General features: G+C 67.2%; 18 protein-coding genes. 8 read left to right on the forward strand and 10 right to left on the reverse strand.

The annotated features are described in order from the left end of the window. Positions 1–71: 71 nt before the first annotated feature. On the reverse strand, positions 72–1,403 hold the full coding sequence (locus ACQR1B_RS11770) for an ABC transporter substrate-binding protein (RefSeq protein WP_434831946.1): 1,332 nt from the start codon (positions 1,401–1,403) through the stop codon (positions 72–74). A 332-nt stretch (positions 1,404–1,735) separates the two neighbouring features. After that, positions 1,736–2,389 (reverse strand): 4'-phosphopantetheinyl transferase family protein, encoded by a 654-nt coding sequence (locus ACQR1B_RS11775; protein ID WP_434831945.1) that lies wholly within the window; start codon positions 2,387–2,389, stop codon positions 1,736–1,738. A gap of 431 nt (positions 2,390–2,820) precedes the next feature. Here ACQR1B_RS11775 and ACQR1B_RS11780 point away from each other — a divergent pair, with 431 nt between their 5' ends. Together ACQR1B_RS11780 and ACQR1B_RS11785 are read left to right on the forward strand one after the other, a co-directional pair. Beyond that, entirely contained in the window at positions 2,821–3,909 is a 1,089-nt protein-coding gene (locus tag ACQR1B_RS11780) for a dienelactone hydrolase family protein (RefSeq protein WP_434831944.1), read from the forward strand. Between the two features lie 99 nt (positions 3,910–4,008). Beyond that, positions 4,009–4,494 carry a hypothetical protein gene (locus ACQR1B_RS11785; RefSeq protein ID WP_434831943.1) on the forward strand — a complete coding sequence of 162 codons (486 nt, stop codon included), beginning with the start codon at positions 4,009–4,011 and terminating at the stop codon, positions 4,492–4,494. Between the two features lie 272 nt (positions 4,495–4,766). Here ACQR1B_RS11785 and blaOXA read toward each other — a convergent pair whose 3' ends face one another. From blaOXA to ACQR1B_RS11805, 4 genes are all read right to left on the reverse strand, one after another. Beyond that, on the reverse strand, positions 4,767–5,585 hold the full coding sequence (blaOXA, locus tag ACQR1B_RS11790) for an OXA-1091 family oxacillin-hydrolyzing class D beta-lactamase (RefSeq protein WP_434831942.1): 819 nt from the start codon (positions 5,583–5,585) through the stop codon (positions 4,767–4,769). Between the two features lie 82 nt (positions 5,586–5,667). Next, positions 5,668–5,949 carry an EscU/YscU/HrcU family type III secretion system export apparatus switch protein gene (locus tag ACQR1B_RS11795; protein ID WP_434831941.1) on the reverse strand — a complete coding sequence of 94 codons (282 nt, stop codon included), beginning with the start codon at positions 5,947–5,949 and terminating at the stop codon, positions 5,668–5,670. After that, positions 5,946–7,568 (reverse strand): flagellar hook-length control protein FliK, encoded by a 1,623-nt coding sequence (locus ACQR1B_RS11800; protein WP_434831940.1) that lies wholly within the window; start codon positions 7,566–7,568, stop codon positions 5,946–5,948. Before ACQR1B_RS11800 ends, ACQR1B_RS11795 begins: the two co-directional genes overlap by 4 nt. A gap of 61 nt (positions 7,569–7,629) precedes the next feature. Beyond that, on the reverse strand, positions 7,630–8,412 hold the full coding sequence (locus ACQR1B_RS11805; RefSeq protein WP_434831939.1) for an ATP12 family chaperone protein: 783 nt from the start codon (positions 8,410–8,412) through the stop codon (positions 7,630–7,632). Positions 8,413–8,500: 88 nt separating this feature from the next. Here ACQR1B_RS11805 and ACQR1B_RS11810 point away from each other — a divergent pair, with 88 nt between their 5' ends. Next, positions 8,501–8,941, forward strand: a complete 441-nt coding sequence (locus ACQR1B_RS11810; RefSeq protein ID WP_434831938.1) for a hypothetical protein — start codon at positions 8,501–8,503, stop codon at positions 8,939–8,941. A 62-nt stretch (positions 8,942–9,003) separates the two neighbouring features. Further along, positions 9,004–9,177 (forward strand): RNA polymerase sigma factor region1.1 domain-containing protein, encoded by a 174-nt coding sequence (locus ACQR1B_RS11815; RefSeq protein WP_434831937.1) that lies wholly within the window; start codon positions 9,004–9,006, stop codon positions 9,175–9,177. 15 nt (positions 9,178–9,192) lie between these two features. Here the strand turns inward: ACQR1B_RS11815 and ACQR1B_RS11820 are convergent, their stop codons facing one another. Next, positions 9,193–10,515: an RluA family pseudouridine synthase gene (locus ACQR1B_RS11820; RefSeq protein ID WP_434831936.1), complete on the reverse strand. Its 1,323-nt coding sequence runs from the start codon at positions 10,513–10,515 to the stop codon at positions 9,193–9,195. A 106-nt stretch (positions 10,516–10,621) separates the two neighbouring features. Here ACQR1B_RS11820 and ACQR1B_RS11825 point away from each other — a divergent pair, with 106 nt between their 5' ends. Further along, positions 10,622–11,569 (forward strand): alpha/beta hydrolase, encoded by a 948-nt coding sequence (locus ACQR1B_RS11825; RefSeq protein ID WP_434831935.1) that lies wholly within the window; start codon positions 10,622–10,624, stop codon positions 11,567–11,569. Between the two features lie 217 nt (positions 11,570–11,786). On the opposite strand, the gene ACQR1B_RS11830 is transcribed toward ACQR1B_RS11825, so the two are convergent. The 3 genes from ACQR1B_RS11830 to ACQR1B_RS11840 are packed head-to-tail and all read right to left on the reverse strand — an operon-like array spanning position 11,787 to position 14,946. Continuing rightward, complete coding sequence (locus ACQR1B_RS11830) at positions 11,787–13,118, reverse strand: replication-associated recombination protein A (protein WP_434831934.1); 1,332 nt, start codon at positions 13,116–13,118, stop codon at positions 11,787–11,789. Next, positions 13,115–14,509 carry a DegQ family serine endoprotease gene (locus ACQR1B_RS11835; RefSeq protein WP_434831933.1) on the reverse strand — a complete coding sequence of 465 codons (1,395 nt, stop codon included), beginning with the start codon at positions 14,507–14,509 and terminating at the stop codon, positions 13,115–13,117. Before ACQR1B_RS11835 ends, ACQR1B_RS11830 begins: the two co-directional genes overlap by 4 nt. A gap of 59 nt (positions 14,510–14,568) precedes the next feature. After that, the gene (locus ACQR1B_RS11840; RefSeq protein ID WP_434831932.1) at positions 14,569–14,946 is read right to left on the reverse strand and encodes a winged helix-turn-helix transcriptional regulator; all 378 of its coding nucleotides are present in this window, start codon (positions 14,944–14,946) and stop codon (positions 14,569–14,571) included. Positions 14,947–15,061: 115 nt separating this feature from the next. Between ACQR1B_RS11840 and ACQR1B_RS11845 the strand changes: the two genes are divergently transcribed. The 3 genes from ACQR1B_RS11845 (at position 15,062) to ACQR1B_RS11855 (ending at position 17,569) form a co-directional block, all read left to right on the forward strand. Then, on the forward strand, positions 15,062–16,078 hold the full coding sequence (locus ACQR1B_RS11845) for a zinc-binding alcohol dehydrogenase family protein (RefSeq protein WP_434831931.1): 1,017 nt from the start codon (positions 15,062–15,064) through the stop codon (positions 16,076–16,078). Positions 16,079–16,443: 365 nt separating this feature from the next. After that, entirely contained in the window at positions 16,444–16,833 is a 390-nt protein-coding gene (locus ACQR1B_RS11850) for a GFA family protein (protein ID WP_434831930.1), read from the forward strand. A 55-nt stretch (positions 16,834–16,888) separates the two neighbouring features. Further along, a complete protein-coding gene (locus ACQR1B_RS11855) occupies positions 16,889–17,569 on the forward strand; it encodes a site-2 protease family protein (RefSeq protein ID WP_434831929.1) in 681 nt (226 codons plus the stop codon). Positions 17,570–17,608: the final 39 nt, after the last annotated feature.

Consider the following 17,608-nt stretch of genomic DNA (forward strand, 5'->3'; position numbering starts at 1 on the left):
CGCTCCGGCAGGCCGCGCCTGCCGGAGGGATTGTCTTGGCACATCGCGTGTCGTTGCGAGGTGCTGCGGCGTCAGAGCTTGCCATCCTCCTTGAACACCTTGGTCCAGTCGGCGATCAGCCCGTCGAGCGCGCCCTTGGCCGTGCCCTGGTCGGCAACGACGTAGTCATGAACGCGCTTCTGCATGGCAAGCAAGAGCTGCGCGTAAGACGGCTCAGCCCAGAAATCGACGACCTGGTCCATCGCCACCAGGAAATCGGCGGCGAACGGCGCAGTAGTCTTGAAATTGGGATCGTTGAGCACGCCCTTGTGGCAGCTATAGCCGCCGAGCGACCACCACTTCTTCTGGGTGTCGAGCGAGGCGAACCATTTGATATAGGCCAGCGCCTCGGCGCGGTTCGGCGAATAGGCCACCACCGAGATGCCCTGCCCGCCAAGCTGCGAGCCCTTCTCCTTCTGCGCCGGATTGACGAAGAAGCCGATCCTGTCGCCGCCGACATTGGGGTCCTTGTAGAGACCCGGGAAGAACGCGAACCAGTTCATCTGCAGCGCGACCTGGCCGGATTTGAAGGCATCGAGGCCTTCCTGCATGTAGCCGTTGGAATAGCCGGGCGGCGTGCAGCACTTGTACAGCGCCTTGTAGAATTCGAGGCCTTTCACCGCGTCGTCGGAATTGACATAGCCCTGCATGTCATACGGCTTGTTCGGGTTCTGATATTTGAAGCCGAACGGATAGAGCGCGTTGGTCACGCCCATGGTGATGCCTTCCGAGCCGCGTTCGGTGAAGATCGCCGCGCCATAGACGGTCTTGCCGTCGATCTGGCGCTTCTGGAAGAACTCGGCGATGTCCTTCAGCTCTGCTTGCGTCTTGGGCACATCGAGCTCGCGGCTGAACTTCTTCTTGAACTCTTCCCTGATCTCGGGCCGCGCGAACCAGTCCTTGCGGTAGGTCCAGCCATTGGCGTCGCCCATCGCCGGCAGCGCCCAGTAGTTCGGCGAGCCCTTCGGCCATTCGGCATAGCCGGCCACGGTGGCCGGCATGAAATCGGTGATCTTGATGCCTTCCTTGTCGAAGAACTCGTTGAGCTTGACGTAGTGGCCGTTCTCGGCGGCGCCGCCGATCCACTGGGAATCGCCGATCATCAGGTCGCACAGCTTGCCCTTGGAGTTGAGCTCGTTGAGCATGCGGTCGGCGAAGTTCGGCCATGGCACGAATTCGAACTTCATGGCGACGCCGGTCTTGGCGGTGAAGTCCTTCGACAGTTCGACCAGCGCGTTGGCCGGGTCCCAGGCAGCCCAGCACAAGGTGATTGATTTTCCCTCGGCGCGCGCCGGCGCGGATGCGCCCAGCGCCGCGGCGGCGGCGATCGTCGCCGTCAGTGCAAATGTCTGCAGCAACTTCATCTGGCACTCCCTCCCTGTTGACGCCGCCCCTGTCTGCTGCAGGTGACGGCGGTTCGCTACCCGCGGCAGAAAAGCGCCGTCACAACGACAGCGCGAGCCGCAAGCGTTTCCCCATGGCCCCGGATCGACAGTCCGAGTTAAGTATTTTGTTTAGTAGATTGAGGCCGACTAAACATGTCAAGCGTGATTTCGCGATGTTTGCGGCGCATCATGTTTAGCGCATGCGGTAACCAGCGCGCAGGATGGAGATTTTCCCGAGAGATCGATGGCGCGACGTACTGACGCTGCGCCGACGAGAAACGTCAGGCCCAACCCTGGGCTGCATCGGGCCATCAGTCCGGCGCGAGCGCAACGCCGCAGCCAACCCGCCCCTCGGCAATGAGGAATCGCCCGTCAAGACGAGCAACGGCGGCCGGCCACCCCTGTTTCAACACGCGCGCCTCGAACGTGCCCGTCGCCCATGCGAGTCCGAGCTCGACATCCTGGAAATCCAGGAAGCCGCGCGTGATCGGATACTGGCATTTGTAGTAGGCTTCCTTGGCGCTGAAGATCACGATCGGCAGCATCGGCTGCAACGCTGCCGGCTGGGCGCGAAGCCAGTTCCGCTCCGCCGGCGTGAGCACGAGATCGTGCATCGACGGATCGAGCTCACGCAGGTCCTCGACATCGAGGCCGAGCGACGCGACGTCCCTGCTCCGCGCCACGGCGACAGCGCAGTAATCGGTGCAATGGGAGATGCTCCCCGTAAAGCCCGGCGGCCACACCGGCGCGCGATCCGGCCCCGGCACCAGCGCGACGGAGGGAGCCCCGAGCGCGGCCAGCGCCTTGCGCGCCAGGATCCGCGCGGTCGCGAATTCGGCCCGCCGCTTGGCGACCGCGGCCTGGACGTGGGCCCGCTCCTCCAGAAACAGCCCATCATCCGCCGGCGACAGGGCCGAGGCCGCAACCACGACCGGGCCTCGAAACAGCTCTGCTATCGCCCTCATGTCCAACTCTGCACGCGTCCGCTCTCGCCCCGGGCCGGCCCAACAGCAGCAAACGACCCGCGCACCACATTACACGACGACGCTGCGGCCCGTGAATTTCGCGTGGCCCGTCGCCGCAGAACGCCGGTCCGGCCACGCCACGGCGCGCTCGGACCTCAACGCTCTCGGCTCCTGCGACCATTCCTGCAGGTTTGAACCTGTCGAATAGCCGATTTCCAAGACTGCTGCATGCTGTTGTGATCTCGCGGCGCCGTGCGCGGGCGCGCTTTGTATCCGTTCGTTCCCGTTAGCAAGACCCCGCATTGCATCACGCCCCGCGTTGTCCACCGCCGTGCTGCGCCGAACTCGCGCGGCGGTTTGACAGTGTCGCGCCCGCTCGTTCTACTCGGTGCCAACACCGCGCAAACAAGCGGCGAGCCAGGAGGACGGTCATGAAGCGATACGTTGATGCCGGGCCGGCAAGACCTGCCGCGCGCATGTACCTCGATCTCGGATGCGCTACGGTTCGCGCCGGTCGTAGCTCCATCCGCACGATCGCGGCGGCCGCCATGGCGGTGATCGCGACCTTCGGCATCGCGTCCGTCGGCAGCGCTGATGCACAAGGCATCACCACGGATGTGCCCGCCCGCATCGAGATGTATGCGATCCCCTCGCTCACGCTATCGGACCGGCAGTTCCTCTCCGGCGACGACGGCGGCAAGCCGGTCACGGTGGTCGGCGAGCTGCGCGTGGCGCAGGGCAGCGGCAGGCTCCCGGTCGTCGTGCTGATGCACGGCTCGGGCGGCGTCGGCGCCAACATCGCAGCCTGGAGCCGCACCTTCAACGCGATGGGAGTGTCGACCTTCGTGATCGACGGCTTCACCGGCCGCGGCATCACCACGACCAGCACCAATCAGGCGCAGCTCGGCCGGCTCAATTTCATCATGGACATCTATCATGCGCTCGACGTGCTGGCGAAGCATCCGCGGGTCGATCCCGAGCGCATTGTGCTGATGGGATTTTCGCGCGGCGGCCAAGCCGCGCTGTATGCCAGCCTCGAACGCTTCCACAAGCGCTGGAATACGTCCGGGCTGCAGTTCGCCGCCTACATTCCGTTCTATCCGGACTGCGCCACGACCTATCTCGCCGACACCGACGTCGTGGCGCGGCCGATCCGGATCTTTCACGGCGGCCCGGACGACTACAACCCGGTGGCGACCTGCAAGGCCTTCGTCGAGCGGCTGACGGCTGCGGGCCGTGACGTCACGCTGACGGAATATCCGGATTCGCCGCACGGTTTCGATCTCGGCCTGCTCGGCGCCAACATGCTCGCCGTCGCGACCAAGGCGCAGACCGTGCGCAATTGCCGCATCAAGGAAGGCGACGGCGGCATGCTGATGAACGCCGAGACCGGGCAGCCCTTCACCTATCAGGATGCCTGCGTGGAGTTCGATCCGCATGTCGGCGGCAACCCGGCCACCGCGGAGGCGGCGCGCCGGGCCGTGACGGATTTCCTGCGCGCGTTGTTCAAACTGTCGTGACAAGAATAGAACGATTTGGATCAATTTTTGAGGTGACACATCGAACGTATCCGGTGTTGCTGCGTTGTCGCTCGCTTTTCGACGATGAAACGGAGCCCGATGATGCGCGCCTCTCGCCTTGCGATCCCCACGCTGCTGACCGCCCTCGTTTTGGGCAGCGCGGCCCATGCCGCGCCCGCTTCGCCGTTCCGGGGGCTGGAGGGCTCCTGGACCGGCGGCGGCGTGTTGAGCACGTCCGACGGCAACCAGGAGCGGCTACGCTGCCGCGCCGCCTATGACGTCGGCGGAGCCGGCGAGCAGTTGCGGCTCAACATCCGCTGCGCCAGCGACAGCTACAACATCGATCTCTCCAGCGACGTCGCCTATCGCGGCGGCGCGATTTCCGGGCAATGGACCGAAGCGGCCCACAACGCCTCTGGCACGATCGAAGGCCGGGCGTCGGGCAATCGCATCGAGGCGCAGGCGCGCGGCCAGACGTTTTCGGCGGGTCTGTCGCTGACCACCAGCGGCAAACGGCAGACGGTCTCGATCCGGCCGGCCGGCGCGCAGATCACCGCCGTCGATCTCGAACTGTCGCGGCGGTAGGCCCGCGACCTATCGGCGTCATTGCGAGCAAAGCAAGCGGCGAAGCGAAGCAATCCAGCCGCCGGACCTGCGCGAACCTGGATTGCTTCGTCGCTTCGCGCAAGGGAATCGCAGGGTGGGCAAAGGCGCGCAGGAGCGACGCTTGCGTCGCGCCGAGCACCGTGCCCACCGCCGCTCGTGCGTCGGGCAAGACGGTGGGCACGGCGCGTGACACTGCCATCAACAACCAACTGCGTGCCACGCGCCTTTGCCCACCCTACTCCGTGACGCGTTCACAGCGCGCCGATGTCCTTCAGGCAGGCTTGCGCCAAGGTCATACGATACGCGATGTGGCGCGGTTCGGCACAATCCATGTTGAGCGCGAACACGGTCGGCTGAGCCCCCTTGTCGACCCAGCCGACCATCCAGCCGAGCGAGCCCTGCTCCTTGCCGAGCAGGCCGGACTTGGCATGAATGACGGCATCCCCGACCTGAACGGTCGGGATGATGTCGCGGGTGAGATCCTGGCTGCGCTTCGAGACGGGCAGCGTGCCACGGCGCAGGCGATCGATGAAATCGACCTGCTGCACCGGATCGATCCGCAACGCCCCGGTCAGCCAGAACTGATCGATGCCGCCGCCGATGTCGTGATTGCCGTAGTCGAACTCCTCGAGAAATTTCTGCATGCGCTCAGGACCGATGCGGCGCGCGATTTCCTGATAGACCGGCACCGCCGACACCGCGATCGCGCTGCGCAGGGTGTGATCCTTGTTCCACGCCTCGATCGACCTGGTGACGCCGTCCCATTTGAACACGTCCTTGTCGGGATCGGCGACGACGCCGGTCTCCAGCGCGATCAGCGAATTGGCGATCTTGAAGGTCGATGCCGGCAGCCTCCCCTCGCCCGAGCGCTCGGGATCGCTGGCGATGACCAGATACTCCTCGACCTTGTAGGCGACGAAGGTGCCCTTGGTGCCGTCGTCGGTGAAGCGCTTCGCCAGCGCATCGCGGATCTCGCTGCGCTGAGGCGCGACATGCGCCAGTGCGCGCGCTGGCAACAGGCTGGCGCCAGCAAGAAGGCCAAGCGCCCGGCGGCGGTTGATCTGGGGCATCGGTGTCTCCGTCAGTGCTGCCCCTCCCTATCACAGGGCGCCGGCCATCGTAGCACGACGGATGTCACAAAATCGCGCTGGGTCAGCGCATCGGCCGTGAGAGATTCAGCACGAACACCAGCACTTCGGCGACCGCCTTGTAGAGTTCTTCCGGGATCTCGTCGCCGAGCTCGACGTTGGACAGCGCGCCGGCCAGCACCTCGTTCTCCTCGATCGGGATGTCGTGCGCCTTCGCGACCTCGATGATCTTGGCGCCGATCGTGCCCTTGCCCTTGGCGACGACGCGTGGCGCGCCCTGGCCCTTGTCGTAATGCAGGGCGACGGCGAGCTGGGTCTTGTTGGCGGCCTTCACGTCGATGCTCATAGCGCGCGATCCAGGAAGTGACCGGCCCTGGGCGGCATGACCGCCGGCGGCGCGCCGTCCTGCACCACGAGATCGCCGGGCGAGAGTTCGGCACGGCTGAGCGCCTGGCTCAGCTCGGAGAGGCCGGCGCGCAGGCGCGCAGCGGTCACGGGGCGCTCCGCCCACATCCGCACCGAGGTGCGCTCGGCGCTGAAGCTGATCAGCGCATGCACCGGGCCGGCGGGCTCGACGTCGAGCGAGAACCGCGCGCGCCAGCTCCGCTTGGCGGCGTCGGGCGCCTGCGTGCCGCCGTCGCGCGCGATCTCGAACTGCGCCATCGCCGTGCCCTGCGGGGTGGCGAAGGGAATTTCGAAATTCCAGCGCGGCTGCGCCGGATCGCTGCGCGCGCCGGACGCGTCGGGACGATCGGGCAGCGAGGCCACCTGCAGCAGCGTCTGGCGCGACAGCGCCTGGTCGGTCTCGTCGAGCAGACGGTGCGCAATCGCCGGCAGCGGCATGTCCGGTCCGAGGGTCGGCGTCGCGACGTGTTGCGGCACCGGCGCGCCGCCGCGGAAAGGCGGGGGCGGTGGGTTGGTGCGGACCACCGCGTCGCCGCGGCCATTGGCATTGCGTCCGGGCACGAGGCCGGCGGCGCGCGGAATCTGCTGCTGGGCCTCCTGCAGCACGGCGAGCGCCGTGCCCGGTGTCAGCAATTGCCCCTTGGCCTGAGTCAGGGTCTCGATCAGCGCCGAGCCGGTTGCCGTCGTCAATGGCTGCGGCAGCAGCTCGATGTCGATGTCAGGCACCAGCGAGGGCGCGGCGGCCTGCTGTTGGGCGGCTGCGGCACGGCCGGCCTCGGACAGCACCGCGGCATAGGAGCCGCCGGGGGCCGGCGCCGTCGACGCCGTCGTGCCGGGATCGACGGTCTGCAGCACCGACGCCAGCGTCTGGCGCAGCACGATCAGGGCCGCCTTGAGGTCGGGCGCGCCGGTGCCGGCACTGCCATTGGCGAGCGAGGATTCCAGGAACAGGCCGGAGGTCTGGACCGCATTCTGCACATCCTCGGCCGTCAGCGCCGGCGACAGCTGCGTCTGCTGCGCCAGCACCTGCGCGACGGCGGCACGCAAGGCGGGCGGCAGATTTGGCGAGTCCGCGACGGCCTGGAGGTCGGCGAACAATTGGCCCTGGCTGCCCTGGCGGGTCGCCGCCTCCTCACTGGCGATCGACAGCGCGAGCCGCTCCAGCCCGGTCAGCGGATCAGGCTGCGGGGTCAAGGTCGGCGCGAGGCGGCCGGTGACGTCGACCACGGTGGCGGCGGGCGTCGGGGTGCCGCTGGTTCCGGCTGCTGCGCCGTTGCCCTGCCCGACGATCGCAAGCTGCAGCCCGAGCGGGGTCTGCGAGACCGCGACCTGCACGCTCTGGCCGGCCTGCAGCGGCAGCTCGCTGGCGAGTTCCACGGACAGGTTACCGATCGCGACCTGGACCAGATTCTCGGCGAGCACCTGCTGCACCCTGGCGCTGAGCAGCGTACCGGCCTGCAGCGTGGTTCCGGCCGTCACGGTTGCCGTCGTGCCCGACGCTGCGGTTCCCACGCTGCGGGGGGCGCTGACGGACGGCGACGGGGTGATGCTCTGGACCATACGCGTACTCGGGTTACGCGCGCAGCCTAGCGGCTCGCCCTAAACCCGGCGTTAACCGGCCTCAGCGCGCGACGCCAGCCCCCTGGAGAATACGGATGGCGGCCTCGTAGTCGATCTGCCGGGCAGCACGGCGGGCCACCGCCTCCTCGTCGGCCCCCCACTGCGCGACGTTCCAGTCCTCGTCGACATGGGCCGCCGCCCAGACCTGGTCGGCATCGCGCACACCATGGGCGAGGGCCAGGGCCAGCAGCGCCGAGCCGGTCACGGTGGTCACGACATGTGCAGCCGCCAGCGCCCAGGCGCCGGTCGGCAGCGCATCCCGCGCCGCCTGCACGGCGGCGTCCGGCTGGGTCACGTGCATGATGCCCTCGGACAGGATGAAATGCGCGCCGAGGCTGTCGCGGGCCCAGTCCAGCACCGGGTCCCACAGTTCGGCCTCGCGCGCGACCAGCCCCTCAGGGTGGCCGGCGCGGTAGAACAGCAGGTCGGACTGCAGGTATTTGGCGATGTCCTCGCGCACCTCGCCGGTGCGGTCGACCACCGACTGCACGACGCTGTTGGCGAAGCGCGTCAGCGGCATGGTGGTGGGATTGATGCTCTCGCCCTGGGCCTGCCACTCCGCGGCGACCGCCTCCGCCAGCTCCGCGACGGGAACGACGACGAGACGCCCCGAGGGCGTGCGGATCGGCCGGCCGTCGAGCGTGATGTGGAAGCCGCCTTCGGCCGCGGCCGTGCCGGCCTCCTTGTAGAAGCGCTTGCGCAGCGGCACGCGCATCGCCTGCCGCGCCGATTCCTGCGGATCGAGCGGCGACCGGCCGACAACCTCGTCAAACAGCTCACGCATATGAATTCCGGCCCTCTTGCGGGATGATCACACGGGATCCGTGGTTTGCGGGTAGATAAGGCCAATCCGCTTGAAATGCGAGCCGCCGATGCGCGCCCTGCTCTCCGTCCTCGTCCTGATCGGCAGCGCCGTCCCGGCCGCGGCCGGCTTCCGCACGCCGGAATCGCTGGTCCGCAACGTCTATGCCCATTACGGCCGGGGCGCGCCGGAGTTTTCCGGCGGGCTGCCGCGGACGTCCGAAACGGCGCGGCAGTTCTTCGACCCCAGCCTGGCGAAAGCCTGGACGGCACCGCGGCACGAGCCCTACGATTTCCTGGTGCAGAGCCCGCACTGGAAACTCGGCCCGGTTACGATCGCGATCCTGCGCAGGCAGTTCGACAAGACCTATGTCGCCGCCAGCTTCGACAACCAGGGCCGACGCATCACGATGAACTTCATCGTCGTGAAGGGACCGGACGGCTGGGTCATCCTGGACGTCGAGACGCCGCATGACTCGCTGCGGCTGTTCCTGGAGCAGTTCAGGAACTAGAGGGCCAGGACGAAAACCGACTCTCCTCCATTTGGGTAGAGGCTCCCAAAACGAGGATAAGCATGACGGTGTCGGACATCATTCGCCAACTGATCGCGATGAGCGAGCCCGATGGCGAACTCACCTTCGACGAATTGAACGCGCTGTGCGGATTGGACATGCCGCCGGAAGACATCGAAGACATCTTCGGCGCGCTGCGGGACGCGGGCGTTCAACTCGTCGAACAAAGAGGCTGAGCGCTCCAGACCCGCTCACTCCTCCGGCGCGTTCTCGATTGGGTCGAAGCGGTCGTGCTCCAGCCCCAGCAGGTTCCAGGACTGCAGCATGTGCGGCGGCAATGGCGCTGTGGCGTCGATCACGCCGCCGCGCGGATGCGGGATGACGATGCGGCGCGCCAAGAGATGCAGCCGGTTCTGCAGGCCGCCGGGCAGCGCCCAATTCTCGATGTTGAAATATTTGGGATCGCCGACGATGGGATGGCCGATATGGGCCATGTGCGCGCGCAGCTGATGGGTGCGGCCCGTGACCGGCTTCAGCGACACCCAGGCGAGCTTGCTCGCCGAGGCCTCGACCACGGCGTAATAGGTCACGGCGTGGCTGGCGCCCTCGTCGCCATGCGCGGCGACGCGCATGATGGTGTCGTCCTCGCTCTCCTCCTTGGCGAGATAGGTCGAGATGCGGCCCTGCTTCGGCTTGGGCACACCGGCCACCAGCGCCCAATACACCTTGCGGGCGGAGCGATGGCGGAACGCGCCGGTCAGATGCGTCGCGGCAAAGCGGGTCTTGGCGACCAAGAGACAGCCGGAGGTCTCGCGGTCGATGCGGTGCACGAGCCGCGGCTTCTGGCCCTTGGCGTCGCGCATCACCTCCAGCATCTGGTCGATGTGGCGCGTCATGCCGGAGCCACCCTGCACCGCGAGCCCGGCGGGCTTGTTGAGGACGAGCACGTCGTCATCCTCGTACAAGGTCATCGCCTTTAGGCTCTCGAGCGTCTTGCGCTCGCCTTCGGAGAGGCCGCCGCGCTCCTTCGGCGCATCGAGCTTGAGCGGCGGAATGCGCACGCTCTGGCCTTCCTCCAGGCGATCCTTGCTATCGGCGCGCTTGCCGTTCACCCGCAGTTCGCCTTTGCGGACGATGCGCTGGATGTGGGAGAACGACAGCCCCGGAAAGCGTGCTTCGAGGAAGCGGTCGACGCGCATGCCGTTCTCGTCGGCCGTCACCACGACGGTCTGCACCTTGGTCGGCAGCAGCGCGGTCTCCGGCTCGGGCTTCTTCGGCGGCGGCGCCGCGGGCGGCTTGCGCTCGGGTCGCTCCGCACCGGAACGCACGGGCTTGCCGCCGGCAACGCGCTGACCGCGCGGCTCGAACGTGTCGCGACGATCCTCGCGCGGGGCGCGGACGCGCTCGCTCTTGCCGCGCCCAGACTCGCTGCGAGGCCCCGCCTCGCGCTTGGCCGGCGCACGCTTGGCTGGCGCGGCCGCGCCACGCGCAGCTTCGGCCTTCGGCCGCTCGCTCTTGCGGCGGTCGGCGGGACGGTCGGATCGGGTCTGGGTTCGCTTGATGCGGCGGCTCATGCGAGGTGCCTATCGCAAAAGCCCCTGCCAGTCACGGCGAAATCGCGATACATCGGCCCGGCGAGGCGCCTGCCCTCGCGAATCGGACGTGATCGGAGCTGACGGAATGACGCTGACGAGACTGGCCCTGACCATCCTGGCCGCCACGCTGGCGCTGAGCAGCGCACGGGCGCAACAGAGCCCGATGCCCGACGACATCGCCTGGAAGCTGATCGAGATCGGCCGGGCGATCGACCCGCCAAAGACCGTGGCGATCTACGCGCCGCTGCAGGCCAAGGAACCCTACGCCGGCGTCAAGGTTCAGCGCGACGTCCGCTACGGCACCGCCGAGCGCAATCTGCTCGACGTCTTCACGCCGGACAGCGCCGCCGCGCCCCGCCCCATCCTGATCTTCGTCCACGGCGGCGCCTTCATCGGCGGCAACAAGCGCACGACGCCCGACAGCCCGTTCTACGACAACATCATGCTGTGGGCGGCGAAGAACGGCTTTGTCGGCGTCAACATCACCTACCGCCTGGCGCCGAAATTCCCCTGGCCGGCTGGTGTCGAGGACGTCGCCAGCGCCGTGCAATGGGTGGCCGCCCACGCCGCCGAGAACGGCGGCGATCCCGCGCGCATCTATCTGATGGGCCATTCGGCGGGCGCCGTGCACGTCGCGACCTACGTCGCGCGTCCCGAATTCCACAAGGTCGGCGGCGGCGGACTCGCCGGTGCGATCCTGGTCTCCGGCGTCTACGATCTCACCGCGACGCCGCTCGGCGATCAGGAGATGGCCTATTTCGGCACCGACCCGTCGCGCTTCAAGGAGCGCTCCGCACTGGCCGGGCTGCAGGCCTCACCGCTGCCGCTGATGATCGCCTCCGCCGAACTCGATCCGCCCCGCTTCGTCGAGCAGTTCGACCTGTTGAAGCAGGCCGCCTGCAAGCGCGCGAGCGGCTGCGCCCGCGCGGTGATGCTGCCGCAGCACAGCCACATGTCGGAGGTGTATGCGATCAACACGGACGACGACCGGCTGACGCGGGAGATTTTGGAGTTCGTGCAGACGGGGAAGTAGGTCGCGCCGACTTGAGTTAGGCGCGCGCTCTTTACCCCTCGGGCGGTGCGCCCCCTCGCCCCGCCTGCGGGGAGAGGGTTGGGGTGAGGGGGACTCTCCACTCACACCGAACTCGCTGAGAGCCCCCCTCACCCGGATTGCATCTTCGATGCAATCCGACCTCTCCCCGCAAGCGGGGAGAGGTGCACTGAGCGAGCCTTGGCGTATCGCGTTACAGCTACCCGCCGCGCTCCTTGCGCAGCTTCGCCCAATAGTCCAGCCGCTTCCGGATCTCGCGCTCGAAGCCGCGCTCTGGGGGATCGTAGAACTGCTGCCTTCCGAGGGCTTCCGGGAAATAGTCCTGCCCCGAAAACGCGTCGGGGGCGTCGTGGTCGTACTGATAGCCGGCGCCATAGCCTTCGCCCTGCATCAGCTTGGTCGGCGCGTTGAGGATGTGCTTCGGCGGCAGTAGCGAGCCGCCCTCTTTCGCGACCCGCTTGGCGGTGCCGAACGCCTTGTAGGCGGCGTTGGATTTCGGCGCGGTCGCGACGTAGATCACCGCCTGGGCGATCGCGAGCTCGCCTTCGGGCGAGCCGAGGAAATCATAGGCGTCCTTGGCGGCGTTGGCGATGACCAGCGCCTGGGGATCGGCGAGGCCGATGTCCTCGACCGCCATGCGCACGATGCGGCGGGCGAGAAACAGCGGGTCCTCGCCAGCGTCGAGCATGCGCGCGAAGTAGTACAGCGCCGCATCCGGATCTGAGCCGCGCACCGATTTGTGCATGGCCGAGATCAGATTGTAGTGGCCGTCGGCCGACTTGTCGTAGATCGGCGCGCGGCGCTGCAGGATGTCCTGCAGCTGCACGGCATTGAAGATCTCGTCCTTGCGCGCGGAGCGCCAGACTTCTTCCGCGAGCGTCAGCGCGGCGCGGCCGTCGCCGTCGGCCATGCGGATCAGCACGGCGCGCGCTTCCTCGTCGAGCGGCAGCTTGCGTCCCTCGACCGCTTCGGCGTTGCTGTAGAGCTTCTCGATCGCGGCGGCATCGAGCGACTGGAACACCAGCACGCGCGCGCGCGACAACAGAGCGGCGTTGAGCTCGAAGGACGGGTTCTCGGTGGTCGCGCCGACCAGCACGACGGTGCCGTCCTCCATGACCGGCAGGAAGGAATCCTGCTGCGCCCGGTTGAACCTGTGCACCTCGTCGACGAACAGCAGCGTGCCCTGCCCGGTCTCGCGTCTGATACGCGCGGCGTCGAACACCTTCTTCAGGTCGGCGACGCCGGAGAACACTGCGGAGATCTGCTCGAAATGCAGCTCGGTGGCGTCGGCCAGCAGCCGCGCCACCGTGGTCTTGCCGGTGCCGGGCGGGCCCCAGAAGATCAGCGAGCCCAGCGTGCGCGTCTCCAGCATGCGCGTCAGCGCGCCGTCGGGACCCAGGATGTGATCCTGTCCGACGACGTCCGAGAGCTGATGCGGACGCAGCCGCTCCGGCAGCGGCCGCGGCGCATCGTGCTCCATCCCCGCCGCGGCGAAGAGGCTCGGTCCTCCCTGGGGACGCTTCGGACTCATCCGCCGAGCGTGACGTTGATCTGCTGGCCGCCGCGCAGCACGGTGATGCGCCAGATGCGGGCGGACTCGCGCGCGGCCTTGTCGAGATCGGCGGTCTTGGCGATCTTCTGATTGTTGACCGCCATGATGACGTCGCCCTTCTGGAAGCCGACGGTGGCGGCGCTGGTGCCGTCGCCCGGCTCCAGGATGACCACGCCCTCGGTGTCGGCATCGAGATGCAGTTCGTCGGCGACCGCCGGTGAGATGTTGGCGACCTTGGCGCCCTGGAACGGCGAGCGGCCGTTGATGACCATCTCGTTGCGCCCAGTATCCGGCGCCGTCTCCAGCGCGACCGCGACCTTCACCGGCTTGCCGCCGCGCTGCACTTCGATCTGCGCCGTGCCGCCGAGCGGACGCGTCGCAAAGCGATAGTCGAACGCATTGGGATCATCGACGGTCTGGCCGTCGATCGACACGATCAGGTCCGACGATTTGATGCCGGCCTTCGCCGCCGGGCTGTTCGCCACCACCGAGGCCACCAGCGCGCCGGTCGGCGAGCGCAGGCCGAGGCTCTCGGCAATCTCCGGCGTCACCGCCTGCAGCCGCGCGCCAAGCCACGGACGCTTCACCGCCTTGCCGCCGCTCTTGGCCGAGGCCACGACCACGCGGACCATGTTGGCCGGGATGGCGAAGCCGATGCCCTGCGAGCCGCCCGACTTGGAATAGATCGCGGTGTTGATGCCGGCGAGGCGGCCGTTGATGTCGACCAGCGCGCCGCCGGAATTGCCGGGATTGATCGCGGCATCGGTCTGGATGAAGAACTGATAGTCGGTGATGCCGACCTGGGTGCGCGCCAGCGCCGAGACGATGCCGTGGGTCACGGTCTGGCCGACGCCGAACGGATTGCCGATTGCCAGCACGATGTCGCCGACCATGAGGTCGTCGGAATTGGCGAGGTCGAGCGTCGGAAACTGCTCCTTGGTGCCCTTCAGCTTGAGCACCGCAAGATCAGTGCGGCTGTCCTTCAGCACGATCTCGGCTTCGAACTCGCGCTTGTCCGACAGCGACACCTTCACCTCGTCGGCCCCCTCGATGACGTGGACGTTGGTGACGACGAGACCCGTGGGATCGATCATGACGCCCGAGCCGAGCGAGCGCTGCATCTGCTCCTGCGGGCCGCCCTGCAGGCCGAAGAAGCGGCGGAACACCGGATCGTCGAGGAAGGGATTGCGGTTCTGCACCACCTTGGCGGCGTAGACGTTGACGACCGCCGGCTGCACCCGCTGCACGATCGGCGCGTAGGACAGCCGCAGCTCGGCCTGGGACTGCGGCACGCGCCGGTCCTGCGCCGCGAGCGGAGACGCGGCCAGCAGGGACAGCAGCAGGACCACGGAAGTGCGAATCAACGTCATGCGAAAAATCCTGGAGAATGGCGCCTTCGATATAGGCGGAACGGCGGTTGCGGCCAAGCTCAGGCCGACGGATGCGGCGTTTCGATGGTCTCGGCAACGGGGCCGCAGGACAGCCGGTCCTGGTGGCGCTCGCCCCAGGTCCGCAAGACCTCGATCACCGGCCGCAGGCTCTCGCCCACGTCCGACAGGCTGTAGTCCACCCGCGGCGGCACCTCGGCATAGACCTTGCGGATGACCAGCCCGTCCTCCTCGAGCGCGCGCAGCTGTTTGGTCAGCATCCGCTGCGTGATGCCGGGCATCAGCCTGCGCAGCTCGCCAAACCGTCGGCTGCCGCCCTGCAGGTGGTAGAGGATGACGCCCTTCCACTTGCCGTCGATCAGGTCGAGCGTGGCCTCGACCGCGCAGCCTGGACGCCGGGTGAAATTCTTCCGCTTCATCGCTGTCCTGCCCAATAGTATCCAAACGGGGACTAGTTCCCCATTTTTACAGTACTTGCTGAAAGGACGCCAGCAGGACAAGTAGGCGCTATCCAACACCAGCCAGGAGGTTGTCATGAAGGCCGTCGGTTACCAGCAGTCGCTGCCCATCGCGGAGGAGCGCGCGCTGTTCGATTTCGAGACGCAGAAACCGGAGCCGACAGGACGCGACCTCCGCGTCGTGGTGAAGGCGGTGTCGGTCAATCCGGTCGACACCAAGGTGCGCAAGCGCGCCGCGCCGCCGGCCGGCGAGACCAAGATCCTCGGCTACGACGCCGCCGGCGTGGTCGAGGCCGTCGGCCCCGAGGTCAGCCTTTTCAAGCCCGGCGACGAGGTGTTTTACGCCGGCTCGATCCTGCGTCAGGGCACCAACGCCGAGTTCCATCTGGTCGACGAGCGCATCGTCGGCGCTAAGCCGAAGAGCCTGTCGTTCGCCGAGGCCGCCGCCCTGCCGCTGACCTCGATCACCGCCTGGGAGCTGCTGTTCGACCGGCTCGGCGCCGTCCCCGGCAAGAGCCTCGACGACCGCACCCTGCTGATCACGGGCGCCGCCGGCGGCGTCGGCTCGATCCTGATCCAGCTCGCGCGCCGCCTCACCGGCCTGACCGTGCTCGCCACCGCCACCCGCCCGGAGTCGCGCGACTGGTGCCTTGCGCTCGGCGCCCATGCCGTGATCGATCACGGCAAGCCGATGAAGGAGCAGATCGATGCGCTCAAGCTTCCACCCATCGCCTTGGTGGCGAGCCTCACCCACAGCGACCAGCACTACAAGGCCATCGCCGAGTTTCTGGCGCCGCAGGGCAAGTTCGGCCTGATCGACGATCCCGCCGAGTTCTCGCTTGCAGCCTTCAAGGGCAAGGCGATCTCGATCCACTGGGAATCGATGTTCACGCGCTCGATGTTCACAACGCCCGACATGATTGCGCAGCACAATCTGCTCAACGACGTCTCCGACCTGATCGACAAGGGCGTGCTCCGCACCACCCTCGGCGACAATTACGGCCCCATCAACGCCACGAACCTCAAGCGCGCCCACGCTTTGATCGAGAGCAACACCTCGCGCGGCAAGATCGTGCTGGAGGGGTGGAGCTGATAACTAATGATCGCGTAGGGTGGGCAAAGCGGCCGCCGAAGGCGGCAGCGTGCCCACCGTCGATCCGCGAACTCATCAGCAAAGATGGTGGGCACGGCGCCAACACGATCTCGTCCGCGGACAGAGCACGGCTGCGCCTATACCCACCCAGCCATCGCTCCCTCGCAAACACCAGCACGTCGCGCCCCTCACCCGAGCGAGCCTGCGGCGAAACACTCATGAAGCCCTCTCCCGCAAGGGCAGAGGGCACAAGTCATGGCACCGCGATGGGGACAATTTTCGGGTCCCCGCGCTGCTGAATTCCATTGTGACGTCGGTATCGCCGCCGTAGCTTGATCGCTCGCACGCTTCACGGAGCCGACAGCATGATCCACCACGGCGGATGCCTCTGCGGGGCGGTGCGGTTCGCCTGCGCGGGCGAGCCGATCAATGTGCGCATCTGCCATTGCCGCAACTGCCAGAGGGCGACGGCCTCGCCATTCTTTGCGCGGGCGCTGTTTTCCCATGATGCGCTGACGATCGACGGCGAGACCGCGCGCCACCCCTCCTCCGACGCGCTCGACCGCATGTTCTGCCCGCGCTGCGGCACGCGCCTTTTCACCTGGCGCAACACCCGCCCGGTGGTCGGGGTGGCGCTGGTCTGCTTCGACGACCCCAATGCCTTCGTGCCGACCGAGCACATCTGGGTTTCGGCCAAGGTCGGCTGGGTCACGCTCAACGACGGCCTGCCGCAATTTCCGGAAAATCCCGCGTAGCATCCGGGAACCATCATGCCTATGTAGGGCGTCAACGTCCGCGGAACCTCGCTCCTTGAACATCTCGCTCTACGGCATCTCCGTCTGGATCCTGCCGATCATCGTCGCCATCACCTTCCACGAAGCGGCCCACGCCTATGTGGCCTGGCGCTTCGGTGACGACACCGCCATGCAGCTCGGTCGCGTGAGCTTCAATCCGCTCAAGCACATCGATCCGTTCGGGACGATCCTGCTGCCCGGCATGTTCCTGCTGTCGGGCTCGCCGTTCCTGTTCGGCTACGCCAAGCCGGTTCCGGTGAATTTCCGCAATCTGAAGCCGCTGCGCGCCGGCATGGTCCTGGTGGCGCTGGCGGGCCCGGCCACCAACATCGCACTGGCGCTGGCCGCCGGACTGGCATTCCATGCCTTGCCGTTGGTGCCGGCGGACGGCGCGCAGTGGGTGGCCCACAATCTTCTCAACGCCTTTTCCTTCAACATCCTGCTGGCGGTGTTCAACATGCTGCCGATACCGCCGCTCGATGGCGGCCGGGTCGCGGTCGGACTGCTGCCGGGTATCCTGGCGCGTCCCCTGGCGCGGCTCGAGCCCTTGGGCATGCTGATTCTGATCGGATTTTTGATCATTCTGCCCCTGGCGGGCTCCCAGTTCGGTCTCAATCTTGATTTTGTGTCGGGGCTGCTCCGCGCTACGACCGATTCTCTCAAGCAACTCCTTCTGTTATTGACGGGTAACGCATAAGTCTCCGCATCAGGGACGGCAAACGAGCTCCGAGGCACT

The sequence above is a fragment of the Bradyrhizobium oligotrophicum genome (genome assembly GCF_051168495.1).
Classification (GTDB): Bacteria; Pseudomonadota; Alphaproteobacteria; order Rhizobiales; family Xanthobacteraceae; genus Bradyrhizobium; species Bradyrhizobium oligotrophicum_A.